General features: G+C 61.3%; 26 protein-coding genes and 1 pseudogene. 13 read left to right on the plus strand and 14 right to left on the minus strand.

The features are described 5' to 3' along the window. Positions 1–12: 12 nt before the first annotated feature. Positions 13–1,641 (minus strand): methyl-accepting chemotaxis protein, encoded by a 1,629-nt coding sequence (locus LUU92_RS22365; protein ID WP_257102660.1) that lies wholly within the window; start codon positions 1,639–1,641, stop codon positions 13–15. 263 nt (positions 1,642–1,904) lie between these two features. On the opposite strand from LUU92_RS22365, the gene LUU92_RS22370 reads away from it, so the two are divergent. Together LUU92_RS22370 and LUU92_RS22375 are read left to right on the plus strand one after the other, a co-directional pair. Continuing rightward, a complete protein-coding gene (locus LUU92_RS22370; RefSeq protein WP_058423173.1) occupies positions 1,905–2,927 on the plus strand; it encodes a transporter in 1,023 nt (340 codons plus the stop codon). Positions 2,928–3,160: 233 nt separating this feature from the next. Next, the gene (locus tag LUU92_RS22375; protein ID WP_071489496.1) at positions 3,161–4,777 is read left to right on the plus strand and encodes an inorganic phosphate transporter; all 1,617 of its coding nucleotides are present in this window, start codon (positions 3,161–3,163) and stop codon (positions 4,775–4,777) included. 127 nt (positions 4,778–4,904) lie between these two features. On the opposite strand, the gene LUU92_RS22380 is transcribed toward LUU92_RS22375, so the two are convergent. Genes LUU92_RS22380 through LUU92_RS22390 form a run of 3 tightly spaced genes read right to left on the minus strand, consistent with a single transcriptional unit; the run spans position 4,905 to position 7,570 of the window. Beyond that, the gene (locus tag LUU92_RS22380; protein ID WP_257102661.1) at positions 4,905–5,879 is read right to left on the minus strand and encodes a 5-oxoprolinase subunit C family protein; all 975 of its coding nucleotides are present in this window, start codon (positions 5,877–5,879) and stop codon (positions 4,905–4,907) included. Beyond that, positions 5,876–6,754: a 5-oxoprolinase subunit B family protein gene (locus LUU92_RS22385; protein WP_071489494.1), complete on the minus strand. Its 879-nt coding sequence runs from the start codon at positions 6,752–6,754 to the stop codon at positions 5,876–5,878. The genes LUU92_RS22380 and LUU92_RS22385 overlap by 4 nt, the downstream gene beginning before the upstream one ends. A 57-nt stretch (positions 6,755–6,811) precedes the next feature. Further along, on the minus strand, positions 6,812–7,570 hold the full coding sequence (locus tag LUU92_RS22390; protein ID WP_071489493.1) for a 5-oxoprolinase subunit PxpA: 759 nt from the start codon (positions 7,568–7,570) through the stop codon (positions 6,812–6,814). Positions 7,571–7,690: 120 nt separating this feature from the next. Here LUU92_RS22390 and LUU92_RS22395 point away from each other — a divergent pair, with 120 nt between their 5' ends. Then, positions 7,691–8,608, plus strand: a complete 918-nt coding sequence (locus LUU92_RS22395) for a LysR family transcriptional regulator (RefSeq protein WP_071489492.1) — start codon at positions 7,691–7,693, stop codon at positions 8,606–8,608. Here the strand turns inward: LUU92_RS22395 and LUU92_RS22400 are convergent. After that, on the minus strand, positions 8,605–9,501 hold the full coding sequence (locus tag LUU92_RS22400) for a LysR family transcriptional regulator (RefSeq protein ID WP_257102662.1): 897 nt from the start codon (positions 9,499–9,501) through the stop codon (positions 8,605–8,607). The genes LUU92_RS22395 and LUU92_RS22400 overlap by 4 nt on opposite strands. A 106-nt stretch (positions 9,502–9,607) precedes the next feature. Between LUU92_RS22400 and LUU92_RS22405 the strand changes: the two genes are divergently transcribed. After that, a complete protein-coding gene (locus LUU92_RS22405) occupies positions 9,608–10,366 on the plus strand; it encodes an SDR family NAD(P)-dependent oxidoreductase (protein WP_071489490.1) in 759 nt (252 codons plus the stop codon). A gap of 2 nt (positions 10,367–10,368) precedes the next feature. Here LUU92_RS22405 and LUU92_RS22410 read toward each other — a convergent pair whose 3' ends face one another. Further along, a complete protein-coding gene (locus tag LUU92_RS22410) occupies positions 10,369–10,812 on the minus strand; it encodes a multidrug/biocide efflux PACE transporter (protein WP_071489489.1) in 444 nt (147 codons plus the stop codon). An 89-nt stretch (positions 10,813–10,901) separates the two neighbouring features. Here LUU92_RS22410 and LUU92_RS22415 point away from each other — a divergent pair, with 89 nt between their 5' ends. After that, complete coding sequence (locus tag LUU92_RS22415; RefSeq protein WP_071489488.1) at positions 10,902–11,756, plus strand: LysR family transcriptional regulator; 855 nt, start codon at positions 10,902–10,904, stop codon at positions 11,754–11,756. A 6-nt stretch (positions 11,757–11,762) separates the two neighbouring features. On the opposite strand, the gene LUU92_RS22420 is transcribed toward LUU92_RS22415, so the two are convergent. From LUU92_RS22420 to LUU92_RS22430, 3 genes are read right to left on the minus strand one after another with little or no spacing between them, the layout of a single operon-like run. After that, positions 11,763–12,977, minus strand: coding sequence for an RNA polymerase sigma factor (locus LUU92_RS22420; RefSeq protein WP_257102663.1), 1,215 nt, complete (start codon positions 12,975–12,977; stop codon positions 11,763–11,765). Further along, positions 12,974–13,318 (minus strand): YciI family protein, encoded by a 345-nt coding sequence (locus tag LUU92_RS22425; protein WP_016978318.1) that lies wholly within the window; start codon positions 13,316–13,318, stop codon positions 12,974–12,976. Before LUU92_RS22425 ends, LUU92_RS22420 begins: the two co-directional genes overlap by 4 nt. A 42-nt stretch (positions 13,319–13,360) precedes the next feature. After that, positions 13,361–13,780 carry a YybH family protein gene (locus LUU92_RS22430; RefSeq protein WP_071489486.1) on the minus strand — a complete coding sequence of 140 codons (420 nt, stop codon included), beginning with the start codon at positions 13,778–13,780 and terminating at the stop codon, positions 13,361–13,363. A gap of 149 nt (positions 13,781–13,929) precedes the next feature. Between LUU92_RS22430 and LUU92_RS22435 the strand changes: the two genes are divergently transcribed. Beyond that, complete coding sequence (locus LUU92_RS22435) at positions 13,930–14,430, plus strand: GNAT family N-acetyltransferase (RefSeq protein WP_257102664.1); 501 nt, start codon at positions 13,930–13,932, stop codon at positions 14,428–14,430. Between the two features lie 60 nt (positions 14,431–14,490). On the opposite strand, the gene LUU92_RS22440 is transcribed toward LUU92_RS22435, so the two are convergent. Beyond that, the gene (locus tag LUU92_RS22440) at positions 14,491–14,973 is read right to left on the minus strand and encodes a GyrI-like domain-containing protein (protein ID WP_071489484.1); all 483 of its coding nucleotides are present in this window, start codon (positions 14,971–14,973) and stop codon (positions 14,491–14,493) included. A gap of 196 nt (positions 14,974–15,169) precedes the next feature. On the opposite strand from LUU92_RS22440, the gene alaC reads away from it, so the two are divergent. Next, positions 15,170–16,381 (plus strand): alanine transaminase, encoded by a 1,212-nt coding sequence (alaC, locus tag LUU92_RS22445; RefSeq protein ID WP_257102665.1) that lies wholly within the window; start codon positions 15,170–15,172, stop codon positions 16,379–16,381. 139 nt (positions 16,382–16,520) lie between these two features. On the opposite strand, the gene LUU92_RS22450 is transcribed toward alaC, so the two are convergent. Together LUU92_RS22450 and LUU92_RS22455 are read right to left on the minus strand one after the other, a co-directional pair. Then, positions 16,521–17,873: a GntP family permease gene (locus LUU92_RS22450; RefSeq protein WP_058423189.1), complete on the minus strand. Its 1,353-nt coding sequence runs from the start codon at positions 17,871–17,873 to the stop codon at positions 16,521–16,523. A gap of 85 nt (positions 17,874–17,958) precedes the next feature. Beyond that, a complete protein-coding gene (locus tag LUU92_RS22455) occupies positions 17,959–18,492 on the minus strand; it encodes a gluconokinase (protein ID WP_071489482.1) in 534 nt (177 codons plus the stop codon). 211 nt (positions 18,493–18,703) lie between these two features. Between LUU92_RS22455 and gntR the strand changes: the two genes are divergently transcribed. From gntR to LUU92_RS22485, 6 genes are all read left to right on the plus strand, one after another. Continuing rightward, entirely contained in the window at positions 18,704–19,735 is a 1,032-nt protein-coding gene (gene gntR / locus LUU92_RS22460; protein WP_257103875.1) for an HTH-type transcriptional regulator GntR, read from the plus strand. Positions 19,736–19,949: 214 nt separating this feature from the next. Then, positions 19,950–20,381, plus strand: a complete 432-nt coding sequence (locus tag LUU92_RS22465) for a hypothetical protein (RefSeq protein WP_071489480.1) — start codon at positions 19,950–19,952, stop codon at positions 20,379–20,381. A gap of 229 nt (positions 20,382–20,610) precedes the next feature. Continuing rightward, the gene (locus LUU92_RS22470; protein ID WP_071489479.1) at positions 20,611–21,243 is read left to right on the plus strand and encodes a glutathione S-transferase family protein; all 633 of its coding nucleotides are present in this window, start codon (positions 20,611–20,613) and stop codon (positions 21,241–21,243) included. Between the two features lie 77 nt (positions 21,244–21,320). Then, positions 21,321–22,730, plus strand: coding sequence for an MFS transporter (locus tag LUU92_RS22475; RefSeq protein ID WP_257102666.1), 1,410 nt, complete (start codon positions 21,321–21,323; stop codon positions 22,728–22,730). 146 nt (positions 22,731–22,876) lie between these two features. Beyond that, on the plus strand, positions 22,877–23,296 hold the full coding sequence (locus tag LUU92_RS22480; RefSeq protein ID WP_170289475.1) for a hypothetical protein: 420 nt from the start codon (positions 22,877–22,879) through the stop codon (positions 23,294–23,296). A 157-nt stretch (positions 23,297–23,453) separates the two neighbouring features. Further along, complete coding sequence (locus LUU92_RS22485) at positions 23,454–23,951, plus strand: hypothetical protein (RefSeq protein ID WP_071489477.1); 498 nt, start codon at positions 23,454–23,456, stop codon at positions 23,949–23,951. Positions 23,952–23,990: 39 nt separating this feature from the next. Here the strand turns inward: LUU92_RS22485 and LUU92_RS29295 are convergent, their stop codons facing one another. After that, positions 23,991–24,560, minus strand: a complete 570-nt coding sequence (locus LUU92_RS29295; RefSeq protein ID WP_371322067.1) for a methyl-accepting chemotaxis protein — start codon at positions 24,558–24,560, stop codon at positions 23,991–23,993. Then, a pseudogene (locus LUU92_RS29300) lies at positions 24,534–25,310 on the minus strand (PAS domain-containing protein); the annotation flags it as partial. The gene LUU92_RS29295 and the pseudogene LUU92_RS29300, both read right to left, overlap by 27 nt. Positions 25,311–25,389: the final 79 nt, after the last annotated feature.

Here is a 25,389-nt window from a genome sequence, read left to right on the forward strand (position 1 = left end):
TTTTGTGCCTGATCAGGCGCTCAGACGCGCCGTCACCTCATTCAACTCACTCGATAACCCACGCAGGTCATGGCTCGCCGCTTCGGTGCGCTTCACATTGTCGAGGTTGGCCGTCGCCACCGTGGTGATCTGCGTGATGTTGCGCGAGATGTCCTCGGCCACCGACGTCTGCTCCTCCGCTGCCGTGGCAATCTGACGGTTCATGTCGCGAATCGCCTCCACCGCCTGGGTGATGTGAGCCAGCATGGCGCCGGCTTGCGTGACCTTCTCCACACTCTCATCACTGCATGACTGGCCGCTCACAATCGCTTCAGCCGCGTCCACCGCACCGGTCTGCACCGCCTCGATAATCCCGTTGATCTCGATGATCGACGCCGCCGTGCGTTGCGCCAGGCTGCGCACCTCATCAGCCACCACGGCAAAACCACGACCGGCTTCGCCTGCGCGCGCAGCTTCAATCGCCGCGTTGAGCGCCAGCAAATTGGTCTGCTCGGCGATGCCACGAATCACTTCCAGCACTTTGCCGATGCGTACGCTGTCGGTTTCGAGGCGGCGGATGATGGTGCCGGTATTGAGGATTTCGTTGCGCATCTGGCCGATGGTGGCAATGGTGACTCTCATCACCTCACCGCCTTCCCGCGCCGAATGGTCCGCCTCGTCGGCCGCACGGGAAGCACTGGCGGCATGGCGCGCGACTTCCTGGGCGGTGGCGGACATTTCGGTCATGGCCGTGGCCACTTGGTCGGTGCGGTTGAATTGATCGTGGGTGCCCGTGGCCATCTGCCCGGCGATGGCGTTCAACTCGCCGCTGGCGCCGACCAGGTCGCTGGCGCTGCGCTGCAAGCGGCTGAAGGTTTCGGCAAGAAAGTCGCGCAAGGTATTTGCGGCGGCGGCCAAGTGCCCCAACTCATCCTGGCGACGGCTGGCTACGCGCTCGGCGAACCGACCGTGGCTCAGTTGCGTCACGTAGTCGATCAGGCTGCGGATCGGCAGGATCAGGTTGCGGTTGATCAACCACAGGCTGAACAAGCCGATCAGCACACCGGACAGCAACATGATCGCCAACCCCCCCAGCACGGTGCGCTCGGCGTAGGCGCTGATGGCCTTGGATTGCTGGCTGCCTTGTTCGCGCAGGTCACCGACCAGCGCACTCATCTGCTCGCTGGCGGCGCGGTCCACGCCCTTTACCGCCGTGTCGCCCGCAGTGGCATCGCCCCCCGCCGCCACGTAGGCATCGCGGCCTTTCTGGTAAGCCACACCGAGTTGCTCGTGCGTCTGACGCAGGGTTTCGATGCGTCGGCTCAGGCTCGGGTCGCTGCCGGTCTGGGTGACCAGCCGAGTGAGAATGCCCTGCACATCGCGCTGGCGCTCCTGGAACTGGCCCCAGTATTTCTCCATGTCCTGGGGCTGCTTGCCGCGCAACAGGACGTTTTTCCATTCCTGCACCTGCACCTTGAATTGCAGGTTGGCCTCGTCAATCAACTGTGAGGTCAGCAACGGCCCATCGATCAAACTTCGATAGCTCTGCACCCCATTGGACAGGAAGTTGAAACAGGCCAGGGCGATCAACAGCATCGCCAACAGGCTGCCACCGAGCAGCGACAGGATTTGTGCTCTCAATGAGGTTCGCAAAACATTCATCGGGGAAAAGCCTCGATACAAGGAAGTGGTGCATACACACGGCGACTTCCCTGTCATCAAAAGCACCGCCGATCCACAGCGGTTCTTAACACCTTGAATCGGCCGGGCCAGAGGCCTCTTGAACAGTTCCTGACAGGCGGTCAAATAAATGTCACCGCAACGAAATAAATCCAAAACCGTCACAAAACTGTCAAATCCCCTTGCAATGATTCGCGCATGCGAACCTGTGAAATCTCCTACAGGCGCTTTTCCTGCGAGCCCTCATGAACCACAGCATCGACCACAGCCACCAGGATTCCGACCTGTTCGGCTTGCTTTACGGTTTCCGTTTTCGCCCCGGTGAAAAGGGCGAGCAGATCGATTCGGCCACGGCCCTCCAGGCCTTGCGCCAGCCGGCCGACCCGGACGAGTTTTTGTGGCTGCACCTGAACCTGGCCCACGCCGCATGCGAGCGCTGGATGCAGGCGCATCTGGACCTGCCGGAAGAGTTCTTCGAAGCCCTGCATGAAGGTTCGCGCTCAACCCGCATCGAACATGTTGACTCGGCCTTGCTGGCGGTGGTCAACGACGTGGTGTTCAACTTCAGCAGCATGGTCTCGTCGGACATTTCCACGCTGTGGGTGTGCGCCCGCAGCCGCCTGTTGATCAGCGCACGCCTGCAACCGCTGCACTCGGTGGACAAGCTGCGCTCGTCAGTGAAAGCCGGTGAAAGCTTCCGCTCACCGCTGGCCTTGCTCGTGCACTTGCTGCGTGACCAGGGTGAAGTGCTGACGCAGATCGTGCGCAAGACCAGCATCAGCGTCGACCATATCGAGGACCAATTGCTCTCGTCACGGCTGTCCACCAACCGCGCTGAACTGGGGGCGGCACGCCGGGTGCTGGTGCGCCTGCAACGCCTGCTGGCGCTGGAACCGGGTTCGCTGCTGCGCCTGCTCAACCGCCCGCCGCAATGGCTGCAAAAAGAGGACGTGAAAGAACTGCGCAAATCCACCGAGGAGTTTGCGCTGATCATCAACGACCTGATGGCCCTGGGCGAACGCATCAAGCTGTTACAGGAAGAGATCGCCGCCAACCTCAACGAGCAGAGCAACCGCACACTGTTCACCCTCACCGTGGTGACGGTGCTGGCGTTGCCGATCAACATCATCGCCGGTTTTTTCGGCATGAACGTGGGGGGTGTGCCGCTTTCGCAGGACCCGGAAGGCTTCTGGATCCTGGTGGCGTTGGTGGCGACCTTTACCTTGATTGCCGGGCGGTGGGCCTTCAGGAAGCGCAAAGACTACTGAACTGGAACGCAGTTGACATGTGAGAGGGGGCTTGCCCCCGATAGCGGTAGATCAGGCAGGTTGTCTTCAGCTGACCCACTGCAATCGGGGGCAAGCCCCCTCCCACATAGTTTCTGCGGCGTATACAGGATCAGCGGCTATCCCAATTCCATCAAACACTGACCTATGGCAGCATCTCTGTAACATTCTGCAATGACTATGAACGACATCCTCCCCACACTGGATGCCCCGGCATGGCCACCCCTTCCCTGACTGCCTCCACCCACGCCTCACCCGCTGCGCCCAAGCCCAGGCTGGACAAGAAACCCGGCCTGGTGACGGTGATCATCTTCTTCGCCGTACTCGCCATGGGCCTGTTGTTCACCGCCTACAGCCTGATGCACGACATGCATGAAATGGGCGCCCAGCTCACCACCTGGACGCCGTTTCTGCTGCTGGGTGTGGCGCTGTTGATCGCCTTGGGTTTCGAGTTCGTCAACGGCTTCCACGACACCGCCAACGCCGTGGCGACGGTGATCTACACCAACTCGCTGCCGCCGCATTTTGCGGTGGTGTGGTCGGGCTTTTTCAACTTCCTCGGCGTGCTGCTTTCGAGCGGCGCGGTGGCGTTCGGGATTATTGCGTTGCTGCCGGTCGAGCTGATTCTGCAGGTGGGTTCTTCCGCCGGCTTTGCGATGATCTTCGCCCTGCTGATCGCCGCGATCCTGTGGAACCTCGGCACCTGGTGGCTGGGCTTGCCGGCGTCGTCGTCCCACACGCTGATCGGTTCGATCATCGGCGTGGGCGTGGCGAATGCCTTGATGCACGGGCGTGACGGTACCAGCGGTGTGGACTGGAGCCAGGCGATCAAGATCGGTTACGCCTTGCTGCTGTCGCCGCTGATCGGCTTCGCGTTTGCGGCGATGCTGTTGCTGGCCCTGCGCGCCTTCGTCAAGAACCGCGCGCTGTACAAGGCGCCCAAGGGCGACACCCCGCCACCGTGGTGGATCCGCGGCATGCTGATCGCCACCTGCACCGGCGTGTCCTTTGCCCACGGCTCCAACGATGGGCAAAAAGGCATGGGCCTGATCATGCTGATCCTGGTGGGCACCTTGCCGATGGCCTACGCGCTGAACCGCACCATGCCGGCCGAGCAGTCGCTGCAGTTCGCGGCAGTGGCCGAAGTCACCCAGGTCGCCCTGGTGAAAAGTGCCCCACAAGCGCTGACCGGTGACCCGCGCCCGATCCTCTCCACCTACGTGCGCACCAAGGAAGCCACCCCGGAACTGGTCCCCGCCCTCGCCGCCCTCGCCGGGCAGATCGGTGATGAAGTCAAAGGTTATGGCTCCCTGGCCAAGGTGCCTGCCGAAGCCGTCGGCAACGTGCGTAACGACATGTACCTGACCAGCGAAACCATTCGCCTGATGGACAAGGGCAAGGTTGGCAGCTTCGACGCCGACACCCAGGGCAAGCTGCAACTGTTCAAGCAACAGATCGACAATTCCACGCGCTTTATTCCGTTGTGGGTGAAAATCGCCGTGGCCATCGCCCTGGGCCTGGGCACCATGGTTGGCTGGAAGCGCATCGTGGTGACCGTGGGCGAGAAGATCGGCAAGACCCACCTGACTTACGCACAGGGCGCCTCGGCGGAGATGGTAGCGATGCTGACCATCGGCGCGGCAGACATGTATGGGTTGCCGGTGTCGACCACCCATGTGCTGTCGTCGGGTGTGGCGGGAACCATGGTGGCGAACGGGGGTGGGTTGCAGATGCGCACGATCCGCAACTTGGCGATGGCGTGGGTGCTGACGTTGCCGGCGGCGATTCTGCTTTCCGGCAGCCTCTACTGGCTGTTCACCCAACTTTTCTGACACAAAACCAAAGCAAAAGTGAACAGAGAACCAAATGTGGGAGGGGGCTTGCCCCCGATTGCAGGGGGTCAGCTATAGATAAGCTGGCTGGTCCACCGCTATCGGGGGCAAGCCCCCTCCCGCAGTTTTATCCTGCGAACAGCCCGGACATTATCTTCAACCGCTTCTTGTAGACACGCCGCGCCTCCAACGCCTGCTCCAGCGTCACCGCCACAAACCCGGCCCGCTGGTTCGGTTGCATCTGCCCGATCAAATCCAGGTCGGCGCTGATCACCGTGCCGATCATCGCGTAGCCACCGCCCGACACCGCATCCCGGTGCAATACAATCGGCTCCAAGCCAGCCGGCACCTGGATCGAACCGATCGGGTAGCAACTGTCGACGATGTTCGAAGGGTCCGACCCCGCGCCAAACGGCTGCTCCCGTGGCTGGAAGCTCAACGCACTGCCGCCCTTGAAGCGATAGCCGATGCGGTCGGCTTCGGAACCCACGGTCCAGGGCTCGGCGAAAAAGCTGCTTTTTGCCGCATCCGTGAGGCGCTCGTAATACAGCCCCGGCACCACGCGCAGGGTGATATCCCCACCCACTGAGCGACGCAACGCCATCGGCAGACTGTTGCCCGGGCGCCCCGTGCCACTGACTTCACCGATGGGCAATTCATCGCCTTCCTGCAAGCGCCGACCCTGAAAGCCGCCAAGCGCGCCGAGGGTGTAGGTCGAGCGGCTACCGAGCACCAGCGGCACATCAATGCCACCGGCCACCGCGAGGTAAGTCCGCGCCCCCGCCTTGGGAAATTCAAAGCGCAACACCTGCCCGGCGCGCACCTGGAACGCGGTGTCCTGGTGCACCACTTCACCGTCAAGGCGCGGCGACATCAAGGCGCCGCTGAGGGCCACCAGCGCATCCTGTTGGAACTGCAGTTCAGGGCCGATCAATGTGCATTCCAGACCCGCCGCGCCCACCGGGTTGCCCACCAGGTGGTTGGCCGCGCTCAACGCGTATTGATCCAACGCACCCGACGGCGGGATGCCCAGGTGGTAGTAACCTTCGCGGCCAAGGTCTTGCACGGAGGTGGCGAGGCCGGGTTTGAGGACCTTGATCATGCCAGCGCCTCCTGCAGGGTTTTCGGGTAGCCAATGGGGTCGGCGAGAAAAGCGTCGAGGGAAAATTCCACCGGGCGGATACGCAGGTCGAAACGTCCTGCGTCCACCTCGGCCACCGCTCGGTCGTAGGCGTCACGGTCCATGGGTTTGAACTGCACGATATCGCCAGGCCGGAAGAACACCATGTGCTCCTTGAGGTAGGCCAACTGCTGCGCCGGGTCATAGATCGGCGCCGGGGTCACGCCGAACATCTGGTAACCGCCGGCACCGCGCACCGAGTAGATGCAACCAAAACAGCCGCCATGGCCGAGGGTGAGTTTCGGCGTGTCGGTGCGCGGGCGCAGGTACTTGGGCACCTGCAACTGCCGCTCGCGCTCGACCATCTGGAACATGAACGGCAAGCCCGCGACAAACCCGACCATCGACACAAACCACGGCGCACCGCTGTGGGCAGCGATAAACGCGTCGACATCGGCCAGGCCATTGATGCGCGCAGCATATTCCAGGTCGGTGCCGCTGGGGTCCTGGTGGCGGTCGCGAAAACGCATGAGGGTTTCATGGGTCCACGGGTCGTTGTACAGCACCGGGATTTCGATGATGCGCGTGTGCAGCGTGCGTTCGGCCACGGCCTGGGCTTCGGCGGTCTGCACCGCGTCGAGCAATACGTGGGGCGCGATGCGGTCGGGGTCGAAGCGGATCTGGAACGATGCGTTGGCCAGGCACACATCCAGCACGCCTTCCAGCGCCAGGCGCTCCACCGCGCGGGTCACCGCCATGCCCTTGAAAAAAGCCTCCAGGGACATGCTGTCGCTGACCTCGGCAAACAGGTGTTCATCACCGCCGAAGCTGTAGCGGATGGGGGACGTTTCAGCCATGTCTGTTCCTCTTGGAATCATTGTAGAAAGGCAGGCGAAAAAATAAGGCGATGATTTTTATTGTGGTGTCTTGACCGTGATGCCCGCTTGGTCCAGCGCTTCGCGGGTGGCTTCCACCAGCTCCAGCGCACCGGGGGTGTCGCTGTGCAGGCAGATGGAGTCGAATTCGATAAACAGGTCTTCGCCTTCCACGGTTCGCACAAGTCCCGTCTGACAGGCCCGCAGGACGCGCGCCGCCACCGTCGCCGGGTCCAGCGCCCGCACATTGCGGGTAAACACGATGGAGCCGGTCAGATCGTACTCACGGTCGGCATAAAACTCCCGGACCACCGGCTGTCCCAGCTCCTGCGCGACACGCCAGATCACCGAGTTGGGCATGCAGTACAGCAGCAGCGTCGGCTCGATGATGCGCAGGTTCTGCACCAGCAGGCGCGCGGCTTCTTCGTCGCGGGCCAGATGCATGTACAGCGCGCCGTGGGGTTTGATGTGTTGCAGGGTCATGCCCTGGGCGCGGGCAATTTCCCGCAGAGCACCAAGCTGGTAGAGCATGTCGTCCACCAGCTCCTGGGCCGGAGCGTTGATATGGCGGCGGCCAAAGCCGACCAGGTCCCGGAAGCCAGGATGCGCGCCGATGCCCACGCCCAATTGCTTGGCCCGCTCGACGGTGCGGCGCATGGTGCCGGGGTCGCCGGCGTGGAAGCCGGTGGCGATATTGGCCGAGCTGATGTAGGCCATCAGCTCAGCGTCGACGCCATCGCCGATGGTCCAGGGGCCGAAGCCTTCGCCCATGTCCGAATTGAAATCCACTGCCTGCATCGAAGTCGCTCCGCCTAAGTGATGCAGGAAAAGTAGGCTGCCCCTTGACCCCTTGGGAAGATCTATTATCAGATGACCCATCTTCTGAAAATCAGATAATCCTACGTTTTGGAGAGGCCGATGTCCCTGACCTTGCGCCAAGTCCGCTACTTTGTCGCCACCGCCGAGATCGGCCAGATTTCCCAGGCGGCCATCCACCTGAACATCTCCCAGTCGGCGGTGACCACGGCGATCAAGGAGCTGGAGGGCATGCTCGGTGTGCAACTGTTCGTGCGTTCGGCCCAGGGCATGAACCTGACCGACGCCGGGCGGCATTTTCTCAACCGCGCCTATGTGATCCTGCGCAGTGTCGATGACGCGCTGAACAGCCCGCTGCCCGACTACCGCGCCAGCGGCGTGCTGCGCCTGGCGGCCAGCTACACGGTGCTCGGCTACTTCCTGCCGCACCACTTGCAGCGCATGGAGCACTGGCACCCGGACGTGACCATCGAGGTCTTCGAGCAGGAACGCCAGGCCATCGAACAGGGTTTGCTCGACGGCCAGTTCGACATGGCGGTGGTGCTCACCGCCAACCTTACCCACCCGGCTATCGTCTCGGAGATCTTGTTCAACTCGGAACGCCGCCTGTGGCTGCCCAGCCACCACCCGCTGTGCGAGCGCGGCGCCGTGAGCCTGGCCGATGTGGCCCGGGAACCCTACATCCTGCTCACCGTCGACGAGGCCGAACACAGCGCTATGCGCTATTGGGAACAGGCCGGGCAAACGCCCCAGGTGCGGCTGCGCACCAGTTCGGTGGAAGCGGTGCGCAGCATGGTCGCCAATGGCAGCGGCGTGGCGATCCTGTCCGACCTGGTGCATCGGCCCTGGTCCCTGGAAGGCAAGCGCATCGAAACCCTCACCGTCACCGACCCCGTCACGCCGATGAGCGTGGGTCTGGCCTGGCACCGCGAACGCGCGTTCACCCCGGCGATGCAGGCGGTGCGCGATTACTTCCACGACGCGTTCCTGGCACCGCAGCAATTGTCGGCACGGCGTTAGAGCTGGGCTTGCAACGTCGCAGCCAGCCACTCCATGAATACCCGCACACGTTGCGGCAAATGCCGTTGCCCGGCATAGAGCAGCGACACGTCCAACGGGGGAGCCGGGTAATCCGGCAGGACGCTGACCAGTTCGCCACGCTCCAGCAACTCGCGGATACCGAGCAACGGCACCTGGGTAATCCCGAAACCACCCAGGCAGGCAGCCTGATAGGCATCTGTGCTGTTGACCGTGACCCGCCCGGCCATCGGCACGCGGTGCACCTTGTTGCCCTGCTGGTACTCGAAGCCCGCCGAACGTGACCCCAGCGGCCGCACGTAATGCACCAGTTGATGCTGCGCCAGGTCCGCCAGGGTCATCGGCGAGCCATAGCGTTGCAGGTAGACCGGGCTTACGCAGTTGACCATCGGCATGCTGCAGACTTTTCGTGCGACCACCGTTTGATCCGGCTGGGCACCGACACGCAACACGCAATCAAAGCCTTCGGCGATCAGGTCCACCTGGCGGTCGGAACTGCTGATCTCCAGCTCGATCAGCGGATGCGCGTCCATGAATTCGGGCAAGCGCGGCAGGATCAACTCCCTCGCCATCACGGTGGGCATGTCCACCCGGATGCGCCCGCTCAGTTGCGCCTCAGCCTGGCGAAACAACCCCTCCAACTCCTCCATATGCGACAGCAGGTCCTTGCTGCGCTCATACAAAACCCGGCCGTCCTGGGTCGCCTGCACCTTACGCGTGGTGCGTTGCAACAGGCGCGCGCCGAGCAGTTCTTCCAGGGCTTGCACATGCTCGGACACGGTCGAGCGCGGCAGGCCGAGGCTCTCGCCGGCCTGGGTAAAACTCGACAGTTCGGTGACGCGCACGAAGGTGCGCAACAGCTCAAGTTTATTCATGGGATTGTTCGCCTTATCCGGCCAGTGATTCCGGTATGGCGCTGTTTATCACGTTACGGACGAATAAATACACTCAGTCCCACTAATCACCTGAGAGGACTGCACCATGCCCCGTAAAATCGCACTGATCACCGGCGCCAGCCGTGGCCTGGGCAAAAGCGCCGCGCTGCACCTGGCGGCCCAGGGCGTCGACATCATCGGCACCTACCACAGCGCGGCGGCTGAAGCCCAGACGGTGGTCGAGCAGGTCCAGGCCCTGGGTGGCCGCGCCGCCATGCTGCAACTGGATGTGAGCCAGAGCGACCGCTTCGATGCCTTTGTCGGCGAAGTCGGCACCCTGCTAAAGGATGTGTTCGCACAGGATCACTTCAACTTTCTGATCAACAACGCCGGTATCGGCGCCCACGCCAGTTTTGCCGAGACCACCGAAGCGCAGTTCGACCAATTGGTAGCGATCCACTTCAAGGCGCCGTTTTTCCTCACGCAAAAATTGCTGCCGCTGATCTGCGATGGTGGGCGCATCCTCAATATTTCCAGCGGCCTGGCGCGGTTCAGCCTGCCGGGGTATGCGGCTTATGCGTCGATGAAAGGTGCGGTGGAAGTGCTGTCGCGCTACCAGGCCAAGGAACTGGGCCCGCGCGGGATCAGCGTGAACACCCTGGCCCCTGGCGCCATTGCCACGGATTTCAGCGGCGGCGCCGTGCGCGACAACCCGGATGTGAATGCGATGGTGGCCAACAACACCGCCCTGGGTCGCGCCGGTTTGCCCGACGACATTGGCGGGGCGATCTCGACCCTGCTGGCCGATGGCAGCCACTGGATCACCGGGCAACGCATCGAAGCCTCAGGCGGCATGTTCCTCTGATTTCACACATAACCTGCAGGCGCGTTTCTGTTGATGATTTTTTCCCGGATCACGTCATACCCCCAGTGATACACATAGGTGTACGGCAGGAAAAACAGCAACACGCCGATGTCGAGCATGAACGCCTGCATCAGGCTGATGTTCAGCCACGCCGCGATCAGCGGCACGGCGACGATGATCAGCCCGCCTTCGAACATCAGCGCATGCAACACCCGCGTCCAACCGCCGTTGGACAGTTGCAGGCGCACCTTGAGGCGGTCGAACAGGCTGTTGAAGATGACGTTCCAGGTCAGCGCCAACAGGCTCAGGCCCAGGGTCACTGCGCCCATTTCCAGGGCCGGCCTGCCGGTGATCCAGACCAGCAGCGGCGTACAGATCAACAACGCCAGGCCTTCAAAACCCAGGGCCTGGCAAACGCGTTCAGTAATCGACTTGGTAGGGCTCATAACCTGTGCTCTGTGACGGACGATGGTTGCCATGATTACCCTTTGAATCGATACTTCATAACTAATAACCATCGATCAAGGCGATAGTCATGGCCTCCCACGAAGTGCTGCAAGCGTTTGTCCAGGCCGCCACCCAAGGCTCGTTTTCGGCGGCGGCACGCAAGCTGGGCAAGAGCCAGTCCACCGTCAGTGCGGCCGTGGCGAGCCTGGAGATTGACCTGGATGTGGTGCTGTTCGACCGCAGCAGCCGCAAGCCGACGCTGACCCCGGCCGGCCATGTGCTGCTGCAACGCGCCGAACAGGTGCTGGAGGCCAGCAGTCGCCTGGAACTGGCGGCGAGCCAGTTGTCCCAGGGGTTGGAGCCGAAGGTCACGATCGCCATGTCCGATACGTATCAGTCGGAACGCTTCGAGATCGCCCTCAAGGCCTTTGAACATCGCTACCCGGACCTTGAACTGGAATGGCTGATCGCCGAGTGTGAAGACCTGATCGCCCTGGTGCAGAGCGGCCGTGCACAGATTGCCTTGATCGAAGCCCAGCACATCTACCCGCCCGACCTGACCCACTCGCCCGTGGCCGAACGCACGGAAATCGCACTGTTCGTCGCCCCCACTCACCCATTGGCGCGCGTAGAAAACATCGACTCGCAAGCCCTGCAACAACACCGGGAACTGCGCCTGGCAAGCATCATCAGCCCCAACGAGACACGCCCCATGGGCCGGGTGTGGTCGGCGCCGAGTTTTCTGATGCTGATGGAGATGGCTCAACTCGGTTTCGGCTGGGCGGAGTTACCACGCTGGTTGGTGGAGCGCTTTGGCAATGCCGAGCTGGTTGAACTCAACGTTCGGGGTTGGCCACGCTCGGTGGCGGTGGATGCGTTGTGGTCGCGACAACACCCACCCGGGCCGGCGGGCAGTTGGATGCTCAGTCAAATGCTCGAATGACACCGCCTACAGGTTTTGCAAACGTTGTTCGAGGAAACGTCGTTCCGGGCCCTGCTGGGTCAGCGACAGGGCTTTTGCGTAGGCGGCGCGCGCCTCTTCGACGCGCCCCAGTTGCCGGCAGAATTCCCCCCGCGCCGAATGCACCCAGTGGTAATCCAGCAACTCGCCGCGTGCCAGAATGCCCTCCACCTGCTGCAACCCCGCCAACGGCCCATCGCGCATGGCCAGGGCTACGGCGCGGTTCAGTTCGATCACCGGTGACGGCACGGCCCTGAGCAATACATCGTAGAGCCCGACGATCTGCGGCCAGTCCGTCTCATCGGCACGCGCCGCTTCGGCATGCACCGCGGCGATGGCGGCCTGCAGGCAATACGGACCAAAGCGCCGTGTGCCCAGCGCGCGCTCGACCAGGGCACAACCTTCGGCAATCAACGAGGCGTCCCACAGCGAGCGATCCTGCTCAGCCAGCAGCACCAACTCACCCTCGGCCGAGGTGCGCGCCGGGCAGCGGGACTCGTGCAGCAGCATCAAGGCCAGCAGGCCCATGACTTCCGGTTCGGGCAACAACTCCATCAGCAGGCGCCCCAGGCGAATCGCTTCGCGGGTCAACTCCTCGCGGGTCAGGTCGGCACCGATGGACGCCGAATACCCCTCGTTGAACACCAGGTAAATCACCCGCAGCACCGCATCCAAACGCTCCGGCAGCGCCTCCCTGGACGGCACTTGATAAGGGATTTTCGCCTCGCGGATCTTGCCCTTGGCGCGCACGATGCGCTGGGCGATGGTCGCCGGCGTGGCCAGGAACGCCCGGGCGATTTGCTCGGTGGTGAGGTCGCAGATCTCACGCAGGGTCAGCGCCGCCTGGGCATCTGCCGCCAGTGCTGGGTGGCAGCAGGTGAAAATAAGGCGCAGGCGGTCGTCTTCCACGTCTTGATCGCTCCAGTCAGCCGCTTCCAGCGTGTCGGCCTGCTCCTGCAACAACGGGGTAAACCGCGCCTGGCGGCGCAGACGGTCGATGGCCTTGAAGCGCCCGGTCGACACCAGCCATGCCCTTGGGTTGGCCGGCACACCGTCCAGGGGCCAGCGCTGCACGGCGACGAAAAACGCGTCGTGCAGGGCTTCTTCGGCCAGGTCGAAGTCGCCCAGCAAGCGAATCAGCGTTGCGAGAACCCGACGTGATTCACTGCGGTAAAGGGTATCGACCGAGGTTGTTGCAGTCACAGATTCAATTCACGCACGGGACGCACTTCTACACTGCCGACCCGGGCGGCCGGAATACCGCCAGCCACCTGGATCGCTTCGTTCAAGTCACGGGCCTCGATCAGGTAGAAGCCGGCGAGCTGTTCCTTGGTTTCGGCAAACGGCCCGTCGGTGATCGACAGCTTGCCATTGCGCATGCGCACGGTGGTGGCGGTGCTCACCGACTCCAACGGCTCGGCGGCCAGCATGCGACCGCTGGCCTGCACGGACTGCGCGTAGGCGAAGCACTCCGGGTCGGCGGGGCTGTCCGGCGAGGTGTGCAGCACCTGTTCGTTGCTGTAGATCAGGCACAGGTATTTCATGGCGTTCTCCGTTTTCGGACTACTGACTATAGATCGCGCAGGTCAAGGTTTCAGGTCGAACAGACCGGCGCCGGTTTCCATGTCAAAAGGCGCGGACCAGTGCTCATGCACCACCTTCCACTGCCCGTTGATGCGCTGGTAACCGGCGCTGACCCGCATCCAGCACGTCTTGAGCACGCCATCCGGCCCGGCGCCACCACAGTGGGCGAGCCAGTGGGCAAAGGCGCTGTCTTCTCCGGTTACGATATGCAGCTCATGAAAGTCGAAAACGCCGGGGCCGGGGCAGAACTCCATGCAGGCCTTCCAGTGCGCCTGGTAAGCGGCCTTGCCTTTGAATTGCAGGGCGCCAACGGCGTCGAACGCGACGATATCCTCGGCATAAAAGCTGACAATCTTGTCGACATCCTTGGCGGTGACAGCTTGCTTCCATTGTTCGATCAGGGTGTTGATGGCAGTGCTCATGGCGATACTCCTCGGGTTGGAAAACATCACGGAAGACACCCTTGGTCGAATGGCCCGCCGACAAATCGACACCCCGCTTAAAAATAATTTCGCCTTCGGCAAACCCGCTAGAATCCACGCCTCTTTGTAGGATTTCGGATGCGCCACCGATGGAAACCCGCCTCGTCACCTATGAGACGCTGAGCCTTGTGCAGAAACAGCAACTCGACACCCTGCAAGTGCATCCCGAGCAACTGCCGTACTCCGGCGATATCTACTGTGCGCTGAACAGCCTGCTGGTCAATCCCAGCACCGGTGCCATCAAAGGCTTCGCCCTGCTCGCCGATGAAATCCCGGTGGCCTTCCTGCTGCTCAAACGCCCACCGTGCCTGCCCCATTGGGCCGATGAGCACAGCGCGACCCTGCATGCGTTGCAGGTCGATCGGCATCAACAAGGGCGCGGGTTTGGGAAGGCGTGCTTGCAGGCGCTGCCGGCGGCGGCATTGGCTGCGTGGCCGCAGATCAGGGGCCTGGAGTTGTCGGTGGACGCGGACAATGTGGCGGCGATGGGGTTGTATCTGTCGGCTGGTTGGGTCGATAGCGGGGAGGCGTATAAAGGGCGGATCGGGTATGAGCGCAGATTGAAGAGGGTGTTTAACCCAGCCCTTTGATGTCACGTAAACATGACTTTCAGACGTTAATGTCCTGTTTACGTGACATCGGCGAGTGCTTCAGCCTCTTTCGCCCACCGGCAACCAGATCTCCACCGTCCCGGTGCCCTTACGCGCATCAAAATCCTCGCTGTAGCGTTCGAAATCCGCACCCATCACCTTGTAGCCCGAGTGCGGCAGCCACTCGAACATGATGCGTTCGTACGTCTGTTCCAGCGCCTGCACCGGCCCGTAATGCGGGAACACGGCATAGTTGAGCGGCGGAATTTCGATGTATTCAAAGTTGCTCGGCACGTCGCCCTTGTTGGGGACTTCGACACCCGCCATGTAGTCGAATTCGCCATGGTTGGGGTTATGGCAAACGCCATAGGTCACACCGCCGACGCGCTTCTTGATGTCCTTGATGCAGGTGTCGAACAACTCCCACAATTTGGGAATATCGCCCACGGTGGCCTTCGAATAACGCCCCTGTACACCGGCAATCACCAGGGCCTTGCCTGCTTCCATGCGTGGCTCCAACGGTTGTTTTGTCTGCTGATCCATACGAACAGTCTCCTTCTTATGAGGGAACAAACCCGTATCGAGTATAGGGGCATATCCATGCGCTACTCCATGCAGAAAATTTTCCTACGCATCTGGACAACTGGCCATCATCGACCGTATTGTCTGCCCCGCAGGCCACCGCAGTGGCCGACGTCGCTCGGACGGTTCCGGGCGCTTACGTACTCTCGAGGCAACAATGGCCGACCAAGGTTCGCCGCGCCGCTTTGCGCGCATAGATCGACTCCCCCCGTATGTTTTCAATATCACTGCCGAGCTGAAGATGGCTGCGCGTCGGCGCGGCGAAGACATCATCGACTTGAGCATGGGTAACCCTGACGGCGCCACGCCTGCCCACATCGTGGAGAAAATGGTCACCGTCGCCCAGCGTGAAGACACCCACGGCTACTCCACCTCCAAAGGCATTCCGCGTCTGCGCCGGGCGATTTCGCGCTGGTACAAGGACCGCTATGAAGTGGACATCGACCCCGAGTCGGAAGCCATCGTCACCATCGGTTCCAAGGAAGGCCTGGCGCACTTGATGCTCGCCACCCTGGACCAGGGCGACACGGTGCTGGTGCCCAACCCGAGCTATCCGATCCACATCTACGGTGCGGTGATTGCCGGTGCCCAGGTGCGTTCAGTGCCGCTGGTGCCTGGCGTGGACTTCTTCGCTGAGCTGGAACGGGCGATTCGCGGCTCGATCCCCAAGCCGAAAATGATGATCCTGGGCTTCCCGTCCAACCCTACCGCGCAGTGCGTGGAGCTGGACTTCTTCGAACGCGTGATCGCCCTGGCCAAGCAGTACGACGTGCTGGTGGTGCATGACCTGGCCTACGCCGACATCGTCTACGACGGCTGGAAAGCCCCGTCGATCATGCAAGTGCCGGGCGCCAAGGACATTGCGGTGGAGTTTTTCACCCTGTCCAAGAGCTACAACATGGCCGGCTGGCGCATCGGATTCATGGTGGGTAACCCGGAACTGGTCAACGCCCTGGCGCGGATCAAGAGCTACCACGACTACGGCACCTTTACCCCGCTGCAAGTCGCCGCGATTGCTGCATTGGAAGGCGACCAGCAGTGCGTGAAGGACATCGCCGAGCAGTACCGCCAGCGCCGCAATGTGCTGGTCAAGGGCCTGCATGAGCTGGGCTGGATGGTGGAGACCCCCAAGGCGTCGATGTACGTCTGGGCCAAGATTCCCGAGCAGTATGCCGCCCTGGGCTCGCTGGAATTTGCCAAGAAATTGCTGCTGGAGGCGAAGGTATGTGTGTCGCCCGGGATTGGATTTGGCGAGTATGGCGATGATCACGTGCGCTTTGCGCTGATCGAGAACCAGGATCGGATTCGCCAGGCGGTGCGCGGGATTCGCGGGATGTTTCGCGCGGATGGGTTGGTCACTAAAGCCTGACCCAATCTACCGGTAGGAATGTGGTCAAAACTGTGGGAGGGGGCTTGCCCCCGATGGCGGTAGATCAGTCACCAGATGCGGTGACTGACACTCTGCTATCGGGGGCAAGCCCCCTCCCACATTTGTTCCGCGGTGTGGCTTAGACCACCAGCGACAGCAGCATGATGAAAATCAACGCCACCACCGACAGAATGGTCTCCATCGCCGTCCACGTCTTGAACGTCTCGGCCACGGTCATGTTGAAGTACTGCTTCACCAGCCAGAACCCCGCATCGTTGACGTGAGACAGGATCAACGAGCCCGCCCCCGTCGCCAGCACCAGCAGCTCACGGTTAACCCCCGGAATCATCCCCACCACCGGCACCACGATACCCGCGCCGGTAATGGTCGCGACGGTAGCCGAACCGGTCGCCACACGGATCACCGCCGCCACCAGCCACGCCAGCAGGATCGGGTTGATCTGCGCGTTCACCGCCATGTGGCCGATCACATCGCCCACGCCGCTGGTCACCAGCATCTGCTTGAAGCCACCACCGGCGCCGATGATCAGGATGATCGCGGCGGTCGGCGCGAGGCTGGCGTCGAGCAGCTTGAGGATCTGCTTGGAGTGGATGCCCTGGCGATGGCCAAAGGTGTACAGCGACAGCAGCAACGCCAGCAGCAAGGCGGTGATCGGGTGACCGATCATGTCCATCCAGTTGCGTACCACGTTGCCTTCGGCAAACGCGATGTCGGCGAAGGTTTTCAGCAGCATCAGGAACACCGGCAGCAGCACGGTGACCAGGGTAATGCCGAAGCTCGGCAGGTCTTTGTTCTCAGGCTCGCGGGCCAGTTGATCGACCAGTTCCTGGGACGGGTTGCCCGGGATGTACTTGGCGATGAACGTACCGAAGATCGGGCCGGCAATGATGGCTGTCGGCAGTGCGACGATCAGGCCGTAGAGAATGGTCTTGCCGATGTCCGCGCCAAACACGCCGATAGCCAGCAGCGGGCCCGGGTGCGGAGGCACCAGGCCGTGTACCGCCGACAGGCCGGCCAGCAACGGAATGCCGATCTTGATCAGCGACACACCGGTACGGCGCGCGACGATGAACACCAGCGGGATCAGCAGCACAAAGCCGATCTCGAAGAACAGCGGGATGCCCACCAGGAACGCAGCGAACATCATGGCCCACTGGACCTTCTCTTTGCCGAAGGCACGGATCAGGGTCTGGGCGATCTGATCGGCACCGCCGGATTCGGCCATCATCTTGCCGAGCATCGTACCCAGCGCGAGGATGATGCCGACAAAGCCGAGCACTCCGCCGAAGCCGTCCTGGAACGCCTTGATGATCTTGTCCACGGGCATGCCCGAGGTCAGGCCGAGGAAGCCGGCCGCGATGATCAGTGCAATGAACGGGTGCACCTTGAACTTGGTGATCAGAACGATCAACCCGATGATGGTAACCACTGCGTCTAGCAGCAGGTAGGACTCGTGGGACATGCCAAACATGGGGGGGTCTCTCCTGTTTGTTGTTGTTATTAAAGCGGGTGTTGAATTTCCTGCCGGGGACAGCGCTATCTTTTCCGGCAAAAAATCAATGGGTTGGTTCAAAGCCGTGTTGCAGCCACCAGGCATTGGTCTGCTCGGCCAACTGCTCGACGCTGTCTTCGCTGGCATTGAGGGCCAGGGTCAGCGGCTCGCCCTTGGGCGATTCAAGGGTGGCGAACTGGCTGTCTATGAGGCTGGCCGGCATGAAATGCCCGGGGCGATGGGACACTCGGTCGGCCGCCACTTCACGGGTCAGTTCCAGGAACACAAAACCCAGACCTGGGGCGGCTTCGCGCAAGTGGTCGCGGTATTTCTTCTTGAGGGCGGAACAGGTGAGCACAGGATGCTCGCCCGCCTTGAGCGAACGGCGCAGTTCATCGCACAGGATGTCGAGCCAGCCGGCGCGGTCGTCGTCGTTGAGGGGGTGGCCGGCACTCATCTTTTCGATGTTGGCGGCGGGGTGAAAGCTGTCGCCTTCGATCGCGGTGGCGCCGTTCAAGCGGCACAGGGCCTCGCTGACACTGGTCTTGCCACAGCCGGCGACACCCATGATGACCAGGGCGGTAACAGGTTGACTCATGAAACACCTCAGGACGCAGATAGCGCTACCTTTGCACGCTGTAAGGCTAGTGCAAAAACAGGCTTTCCCGCGCCGTCTTGTCATTTTTATGGAGTGACGCGTGCATCCTCTCCAATCATTTGAACCGGATCAGGCAACCCAGCGTTCAAGCATTTGCAGCTACTTGGAGACAGCGCTACCTTAGTGCCTCGATTTTTGTTTGGCAAGCCGCCTGATGACCTCCAAGAACGATAAAAAAATGCGCACCACGGGTCGCCCGACCCTTAACGAAGTCGCCCGCCTGGCCGGCGTCAGCCCGATTACCGCCTCCCGCGCCCTGCGCGGCATCAGTACCGTCGCCACCGAACTGGTGGAGAAAGTACAGCAGGCCGCCGCCGAACTGAACTATGTGGTCAACCCCGCCGCCCGCGCCCTGGCCTCGGCCCAGAGCCACTCGGTGGTGGTGTTGGTGCCGTCGTTGTCCAACCTGCTGTTTATCGAAACCCTCGAAGCCATCCACCAGGTTCTGCGGCCCAAGGGCTTCGAAGTGCTGATCGGCAATTCCCACTATTCCCGCGACGAAGAAGAAAACCTGTTGCGCAACTACATGGCCTATCAGCCACGGGGTTTGTTGCTGACCGGCTTTGATCGCACCGAAAGCGCCCGACGAATGGTCGAGGCCAGCAACGTGCCTTGCGTGTACATGATGGACCTGGACCCCAACGCCGGGGTGAACTGCGTGGGTTTCTCGCAACTGGCGGCGGGTGAGACAGCGGCGGCGCACTTGCTGTCCCGTGGGCGCAAGCGCCTGGCGTATATCGGCGCGCAACTGGACCAACGCACGCTGCTGCGCGGTGAAGGTTTCCGCCGGGCGCTGCAACAGGCCGGCCTGTACGACCCGGCGCTGGAACTACTGACGCCGCGCCCTTCCTCAGTCGGCCTGGGAGGTGAATTGTTCCTGCAGTTGCTGGCAACCCATCCGGACGTGGATGCGATCTTTTTCGGCAACGACGACCTGGCCCAGGGCGCCCTGCTGGAGGCCATGCGCCATGGCATCAAGGTGCCGGAGCGCGTGGCTGTGCTGGGCTTCAACGATTTACCGGCGTCGTCGTTCATGGTGCCGCGCCTGAGCAGTATCAGTACACCAAGGGAAGCGATTGGTCGGCGGGCGGCGGAGCATTTGCTGACGATCATGGCGGGCAGCAAAATCGCCAAGCCGGTGGTGGATATGGGGTTTGAACTTCAGGTGCGGGAAAGCACCTAGGACGTCCGGAAAGGAGCGCCAAGGTCTGCGGGTGGCAAATTGCGGCCCGCTCTGGAAGGTCCAGGCTGGCAATGCTGGTCTCTTCGAGAATCCGGCGTTTCCTCTCCCGACCTGTCAACATTGACAGTAGACGACCATAAACTCGAGACCTATAACTGGACGCGTAAATGTGCATTGCGCACGCCTACACACTCCATTGAACAGGGATCATACAATGAGAACCTCAACTAAACGCTGGAACGGTGACGTCGATGGGCAACTCACCGCCGATGGAATCATCGATGGTGTTAACTATCATATTGATACGCGTGATTGCGATACTCACGACCTAGGTAGCCACATAGTTTTCTCGGGCACGCAGATCATTTCGAACGAGGAGTACCACCACGTATCACTCTACCTCCCTCACAATACTACCGTCGGAAGATACCCAATCGGAGCACCATCGCTTCAGATTTACGCTACTGTTAGCGGCGAAATTGCTGGCACTGAGTATTTTTATTCGGCCCAGACTGGAGAGATAAACGTGCTAAGTATCGATCTCGCTAACAGTGAAGTAAACGCGAACTTCCATTTCAAATTAGAAGATTCAGTGACTGGTGAAGTAAAAAATGGCAGCTTCATTTCTACCGGCCCTAAAAAATGATGCACTAGCCACCAAGTAATATCTGGGCCAGCGGGAGCGCGCAGCCACTAAAAACTCCTGCTGCCCATCCAAGGTTGCTGCTTCATGTTCTCCTGCGTCTTACACGACTTTTATTACTTGCGCCGCAGGGACGCTGTTTCATTAAGCACAGCGCTGCCCTGATACTGACGCTATCATCCAACTCTCGCCCCCTGCTAAATTGGCCGTTCTCGACCGCCAGGGAAGCACCATGGGACACTCACTGAAAATCTTGGGCCGCACCTCTTCCATCAACGTGCGCAAAGTACTCTGGACCTGCCAGGAACTGGGCATTGACTACCAGCGCGAAGACTGGGGCATCGGCTTCAAGCCCACTCAATCCGCTGAGTTCCTCGCCCTGAACCCCAACGCCCAGGTGCCGGTGCTGATCGACGACCACGGCGTGCTGTGGGAGTCCAACACCATCTGCCGCTACCTCGTCGGCCTCTACCAACGCCACGACCTGCTCCCAGCCGAACCCGCGCCACGGGCGCGCGTCGAGCAATGGATGGACTGGCAAGCCACCGAACTCAATCCGTCGTGGGGCTATGCGTTCCATGCGCTGGTGCGCCAGAACCCGGACTACCAGGACCCGCAGCGCATCCAGGCTGGCGTGCAAGCGTGGAATGACAAGATGGGCCTGCTCGAACAGCAGTTGCTCAAGACCGACGCCTACGTCGCGGGCGATGAGTTCACCCTGGCCGACATCCTCATCGGCCTCTCGGTGCACCGCTGGCACAACGCCCCACTGGCGCATCCCGACTATCCTGCGGTGCAAGCGTATTACCAGCGCCTCAGCCAGCGCTCCGGCTTCAAAACCTTTGCCCTCGACGGCCATAACTGAGCACGCTGCGAGAGAAAGCATCCCCAGGATGGCGCGTTTCAAACAGTCGAGATTCCGATCACTTATTGAGTTTTCCCATGCCCGTACTCTCTAGCACCGACGGCATCGACCCGATCCGCGCCGCCCACATCAGCGCACGCATTGACCGCCTGCCCGCCGTCGCCACCGTCTGGCGCCTGGTCGCGCTGCTGTCCATCGGTGGTTTTTTCGAGCTGTATGACCTGTTCCAGACCGCCTACATCAGCCCCGGCCTGATCAGCGACGGGATTTTCCACACCGGCAGCGAGGGTGTGTTCGGCTTCTCGGATCAGGCCGCCTTCGCCTCGGCGACCTTTCTCGGTCTGTTCCTTGGCGCCAGCCTGCTAAGCCCCATCGCCGACCGCTTCGGGCGCCGGGCGATCTTCACCTTTGCGTTGATCTGGTACACCGTCGCTACCGTGTTGATGGGGCTTCAAACGTCAGCGCTGGGCATCATCGGCATGCGTTTCCTGGTGGGGATCGGCCTGGGTATTGAACTGGTGACCATCGACGCCTACCTCTCGGAACTGGTGCCCAAGCGCATGCGCAGCTCGGCGTTTGCCTTTGCGTTTTTCATCCAGTTTCTGTCGGTGCCGGCGGTGGCATTGATGTCGTGGTGGTTGGTGCCGCAAGCGCCGTTCGGCGTGTCGGGCTGGCGCTGGGTGGTGCTGAGCAGTGCGGTGTTTGCGCTGTTTATCTGGCAACTGCGCAAGCGCCTGCCAGAGTCACCGCGCTGGCTTGCGCAAAAGGGCCGCTTCGCAGAAGCGGGGACGATCATGGGCAACCTGGAAGCACGCTGCCAGAAAGACCACGGCAAACCGCTGGACGAACCCGAGCCGCAAGCCGTCAGCGTGCAAGGCAGTGGCCGCTTTGCCGATATCTGGCAACCGCCGTATCGCCGCCGCGCGTTGATGCTGATCGTGTTTCATGTGTTCCAGGCCATCGGCTTCTTCGGCTTCGGCAATTGGTTGCCGGCGTTGCTGTCCGGCCAGGGCGTCAGCGTGACCCACAGTTTGCTCTACGCCTTCATCATCACCCTCGCCTACCCGTTGGGGCCGCTGCTATTCGTGAAGGTGGCCAATCGCTTTGAAAACAAATGGCAAATCGTCGGATCGGCGCTGGGCGCGATGATCTTCGGCAGCCTGTTCGCCCTGCAAACCACGGCGGTGGGTCTGGTGATCTGCGGGGTGATGATCACCTTCTGCAACGCCTGGCTGAGCTTCAGCTACCACTCCTATCAGAGTGAGCTGTTCCCCACCAACATCCGCGCACGGGCGGTGGGTTTCTGTTACTCGTTCAGCCGTTTGTCCACGGTGTTCAGCAGCTTGTTGATCGGTTTTATCCTCGAGCATCTGGGCACGCCTGGGGTACTGGCATTCATTGCCAGCAGCATGCTGATCGTGATGATCACCATCAGTTGGTTCGGGCCGCGTACGCGGAACCTGGCGCTGGAAAACATTGCTCACTGAATATGTCGCGAAGGCAAGCGACCGTTTGTCTGCACAAAGGGGAAAACTGTCAAGTATGACAGTAGACCGTTCCGCCTCCCCCACGCTCTACTGCTCAGTAGGCAGCCATCACGGACTGTCATTGAATAGTTAATAAGGAGCGGGACATGACACAGGGCAGCACTATCGATAGCAACGAAAGGGCCTCGGAGGGATGGCTTAAATCCTCAACTTTCGAAGGTAGCATCGACACTCACACCGTCACTTATCGTCAATCGAGAGACGTTACGCTCGACGGTCTGCAGCCCGCGCCTGGCGGCGGCTTCATGGGCATTCAAATCCTGTTTCCAGCTTCGCCGCCCTCAAGTCCGATCAGCCTGCCACTGCCATGGCCCAATACCGTGGAAGTCCGATATTTTCGCCAGACGAGTGGCGGCCTAAGAACTTCTTATCCTTCACAAAGCGGCACTCTCGACTTGACCTTTGATGAACCCCAGGCTCACGCAACGGGATCGTTCGACTTTCTAGCCCTCGTCGACGGGGTAGTACATACGTTCAAGGGCTCGTTCGACATCCGTTGGGTATGAGGCAATCAACAACCGCATTGCCGGCGGCAAAAGGTGGCCTGTCCAGGGCCATCAATTGCCGCTTTAAACTCACCAAGCCCTTTGATATCGCCCCTTCTATCATCGGCACGCTATTTGCTCCACCTGTGGCACCGCACATTTCCACAGGTGACCGATCATGCTGGTTAACAACAACACCCAAGCCGTGTCGACCGTTCAACAGATCAAACGGCCCGACATGGACCCCGCCAACGCCGCCGCCAGCGCGCTGTACAGCGGTGCCCTGCAGGCCGCGCAGCAAAGCGTGACCGTGCCGGCCGCGCAGAAGGAACTGGACAAGGCCGCTGACCGCATCGACGAAGCCTTCGCCAAGACCCGTGTGCAGTTGCAGACCAGCGCGGCGACCTCGGATGTGCCGGCTACCAGCGCCACCTCCGGCGCACGTGCCGAGTTCACGGACTACATGAGCAAATCCCCGGCCGAGCGTATCCGCGAGCAATTGCTCAAGGAGCAGGGTTTGACCGAGGCGGATGTGCAGAACATGTCCCAGGAAAAGCAGGACGCTATTTCCAAACAGGTGGCTGAACGCCTGAAGCAGCAGCAAGAACAGCAAGTAGCGGCGAAAACCGCTGAGCCGCAGGCGCAGACAGTCAAAGAAACCCTGGCTGCGATCTGACGCCATCCGCCCCTGCGGGAGCGAACGCGCTCCTGCAGGCTATTGCAGTTGCAACGTCGAGTTGAACTGCCCGATCGCATCCACCACATGCCGTGACCCTTCCTGGATTTCCAGGATCACCTGCCCCGCCTCATTCGCCAGTTCCACCCCCAGCCCCGTGCGGCTCAAGCTCGACTGCATGCTCGACACCGCGCTCAGCGACAGGTCGTGGTTCTTGCGCACCACATCGACAATCTCCACCGTCGCCTGGCTGGTCCGTGCCGCGAGGCTGCGTACTTCATCGGCCACCACCGCAAAGCCGCGCCCATGCTCGCCCGCCCGCGCCGCTTCAATCGCCGCATTGAGCGCGAGCATATTGGTCTGTTCGGCAATACTGCGGATGGTCTGCACAATGCTGCCGATGATGTCCGATTGCTTGTTCACCGCATCAATGCTCTGCGCCGCCTGGTTCAGGTCGTTGGAAATTTCTTCAATGATCTGCACGGTCTGCTGCACCACCTCCGAGCCCTTGCGCGCGCAGACATCGTTTTGCACTGACGTCGCGTGAGCCGAGTCGGCGGCGTTGCGCAGGGTGGTGACCTGGTCGGTAATGTCGCTGGCGAACTTCACCACTTTGTACAGGCGCCCGCTGGCGTCGAAGATCGGGTTGTAGGACGCCTCCAGGAACAATGTCTTGCCGTATTTGTCTTTGCGCTCGAAACGGTGCGAGTGGTACTCGCCGCGGTTCAGGGACGCCCAGAACGCCTTGTAGGCTGGCGACTCGACGTCACAGCGATGGCAGAACAGGCTGTGGTGCTGGCCGACGATTTCATCCAGGGAGTACTGCACGGTTTTCAGGAAGTTTTCGTTGGCGTTGAGGATCTGGCCCTGGGGAGTGAACTCGATCACCGCCATGGAACGGCTAATGGCATCGATCAGGCTCTGGTTTTCATGTTCATGGTGAACCCGCGCGGAAATATCCGAAGCGACCTTGATCACGCTCTGCACGTGATTGTCCTTGTCCAGCACCGGCATGTAGCTGGCTTCGAGCCACACTTCCTGACCGTGCTTGTTCAAGCGCATGAAGGTGCCGCTGAGCGCCTCGCCCCGCGCCAGGTCGTGCCATAGCTTGGCGTAGGCGTCGGTGTGGGTGTAAGCCTCGTCGCAAAAGATGCGGTGGTGTTTGCCGCGGATGTCTTCAACGCTGTAGCCCATGGTTTTGCAGAAGTTGTCATTGGCGTCGAGGATCACGCCGCCAGGGTCGAATTCGATCATGGCCATGGAACGGCTGATGGCGGCGAGCTTGGCGTTGGATTCGGACAGGGCGCAGGAGAAACGTTCGATTTGCTGCAGGTCGGATTTGTGGTGGAGGTTGAACATGTTCGGATCACCCTTCAATTACCAGCGCCTGGCGGGGCGCATTCCATTCACGGATCGAATACAGTCGCAAACCATCCAA

Origin of the sequence: Pseudomonas extremorientalis (genome assembly GCF_024584605.1) — a bacterium.
In the GTDB taxonomy this organism is placed as follows: domain Bacteria; phylum Pseudomonadota; class Gammaproteobacteria; order Pseudomonadales; family Pseudomonadaceae; genus Aquipseudomonas; species Aquipseudomonas extremorientalis.

Bases quoted from the DNA above. Each gene is read 5' to 3' on its own strand.
- LUU92_RS22365 (WP_257102660.1), bottom strand. From the start codon at position 1,641: ATGAATGTTTTGCGAACCTCATTGAGAGCACAAATCCTGTCGCTGCTC.
- LUU92_RS22370 (WP_058423173.1), top strand. From the start codon at position 1,905: ATGAACCACAGCATCGACCACAGCCACCAGGATTCCGACCTGTTCGGC.
- LUU92_RS22375 (WP_071489496.1), top strand. From the start codon at position 3,161: ATGGCCACCCCTTCCCTGACTGCCTCCACCCACGCCTCACCCGCTGCG.
- LUU92_RS22380 (WP_257102661.1), bottom strand. From the start codon at position 5,879: ATGATCAAGGTCCTCAAACCCGGCCTCGCCACCTCCGTGCAAGACCTT.
- LUU92_RS22385 (WP_071489494.1), bottom strand. From the start codon at position 6,754: ATGGCTGAAACGTCCCCCATCCGCTACAGCTTCGGCGGTGATGAACAC.
- LUU92_RS22390 (WP_071489493.1), bottom strand. From the start codon at position 7,570: ATGCAGGCAGTGGATTTCAATTCGGACATGGGCGAAGGCTTCGGCCCC.
- LUU92_RS22395 (WP_071489492.1), top strand. From the start codon at position 7,691: ATGTCCCTGACCTTGCGCCAAGTCCGCTACTTTGTCGCCACCGCCGAG.
- LUU92_RS22400 (WP_257102662.1), bottom strand. From the start codon at position 9,501: ATGAATAAACTTGAGCTGTTGCGCACCTTCGTGCGCGTCACCGAACTG.
- LUU92_RS22405 (WP_071489490.1), top strand. From the start codon at position 9,608: ATGCCCCGTAAAATCGCACTGATCACCGGCGCCAGCCGTGGCCTGGGC.
- LUU92_RS22410 (WP_071489489.1), bottom strand. From the start codon at position 10,812: ATGAGCCCTACCAAGTCGATTACTGAACGCGTTTGCCAGGCCCTGGGT.
- LUU92_RS22415 (WP_071489488.1), top strand. From the start codon at position 10,902: ATGGCCTCCCACGAAGTGCTGCAAGCGTTTGTCCAGGCCGCCACCCAA.
- LUU92_RS22425 (WP_016978318.1), bottom strand. From the start codon at position 13,318: ATGAAATACCTGTGCCTGATCTACAGCAACGAACAGGTGCTGCACACC.
- LUU92_RS22430 (WP_071489486.1), bottom strand. From the start codon at position 13,780: ATGAGCACTGCCATCAACACCCTGATCGAACAATGGAAGCAAGCTGTC.
- LUU92_RS22435 (WP_257102664.1), top strand. From the start codon at position 13,930: ATGGAAACCCGCCTCGTCACCTATGAGACGCTGAGCCTTGTGCAGAAA.
- LUU92_RS22440 (WP_071489484.1), bottom strand. From the start codon at position 14,973: ATGGATCAGCAGACAAAACAACCGTTGGAGCCACGCATGGAAGCAGGC.
- alaC (WP_257102665.1), top strand. From the start codon at position 15,170: ATGGCCGACCAAGGTTCGCCGCGCCGCTTTGCGCGCATAGATCGACTC.
- LUU92_RS22450 (WP_058423189.1), bottom strand. From the start codon at position 17,873: ATGTTTGGCATGTCCCACGAGTCCTACCTGCTGCTAGACGCAGTGGTT.
- LUU92_RS22455 (WP_071489482.1), bottom strand. From the start codon at position 18,492: ATGAGTCAACCTGTTACCGCCCTGGTCATCATGGGTGTCGCCGGCTGT.
- LUU92_RS22465 (WP_071489480.1), top strand. From the start codon at position 19,950: ATGAGAACCTCAACTAAACGCTGGAACGGTGACGTCGATGGGCAACTC.
- LUU92_RS22470 (WP_071489479.1), top strand. From the start codon at position 20,611: ATGGGACACTCACTGAAAATCTTGGGCCGCACCTCTTCCATCAACGTG.
- LUU92_RS22475 (WP_257102666.1), top strand. From the start codon at position 21,321: ATGCCCGTACTCTCTAGCACCGACGGCATCGACCCGATCCGCGCCGCC.
- LUU92_RS22480 (WP_170289475.1), top strand. From the start codon at position 22,877: ATGACACAGGGCAGCACTATCGATAGCAACGAAAGGGCCTCGGAGGGA.
- LUU92_RS22485 (WP_071489477.1), top strand. From the start codon at position 23,454: ATGCTGGTTAACAACAACACCCAAGCCGTGTCGACCGTTCAACAGATC.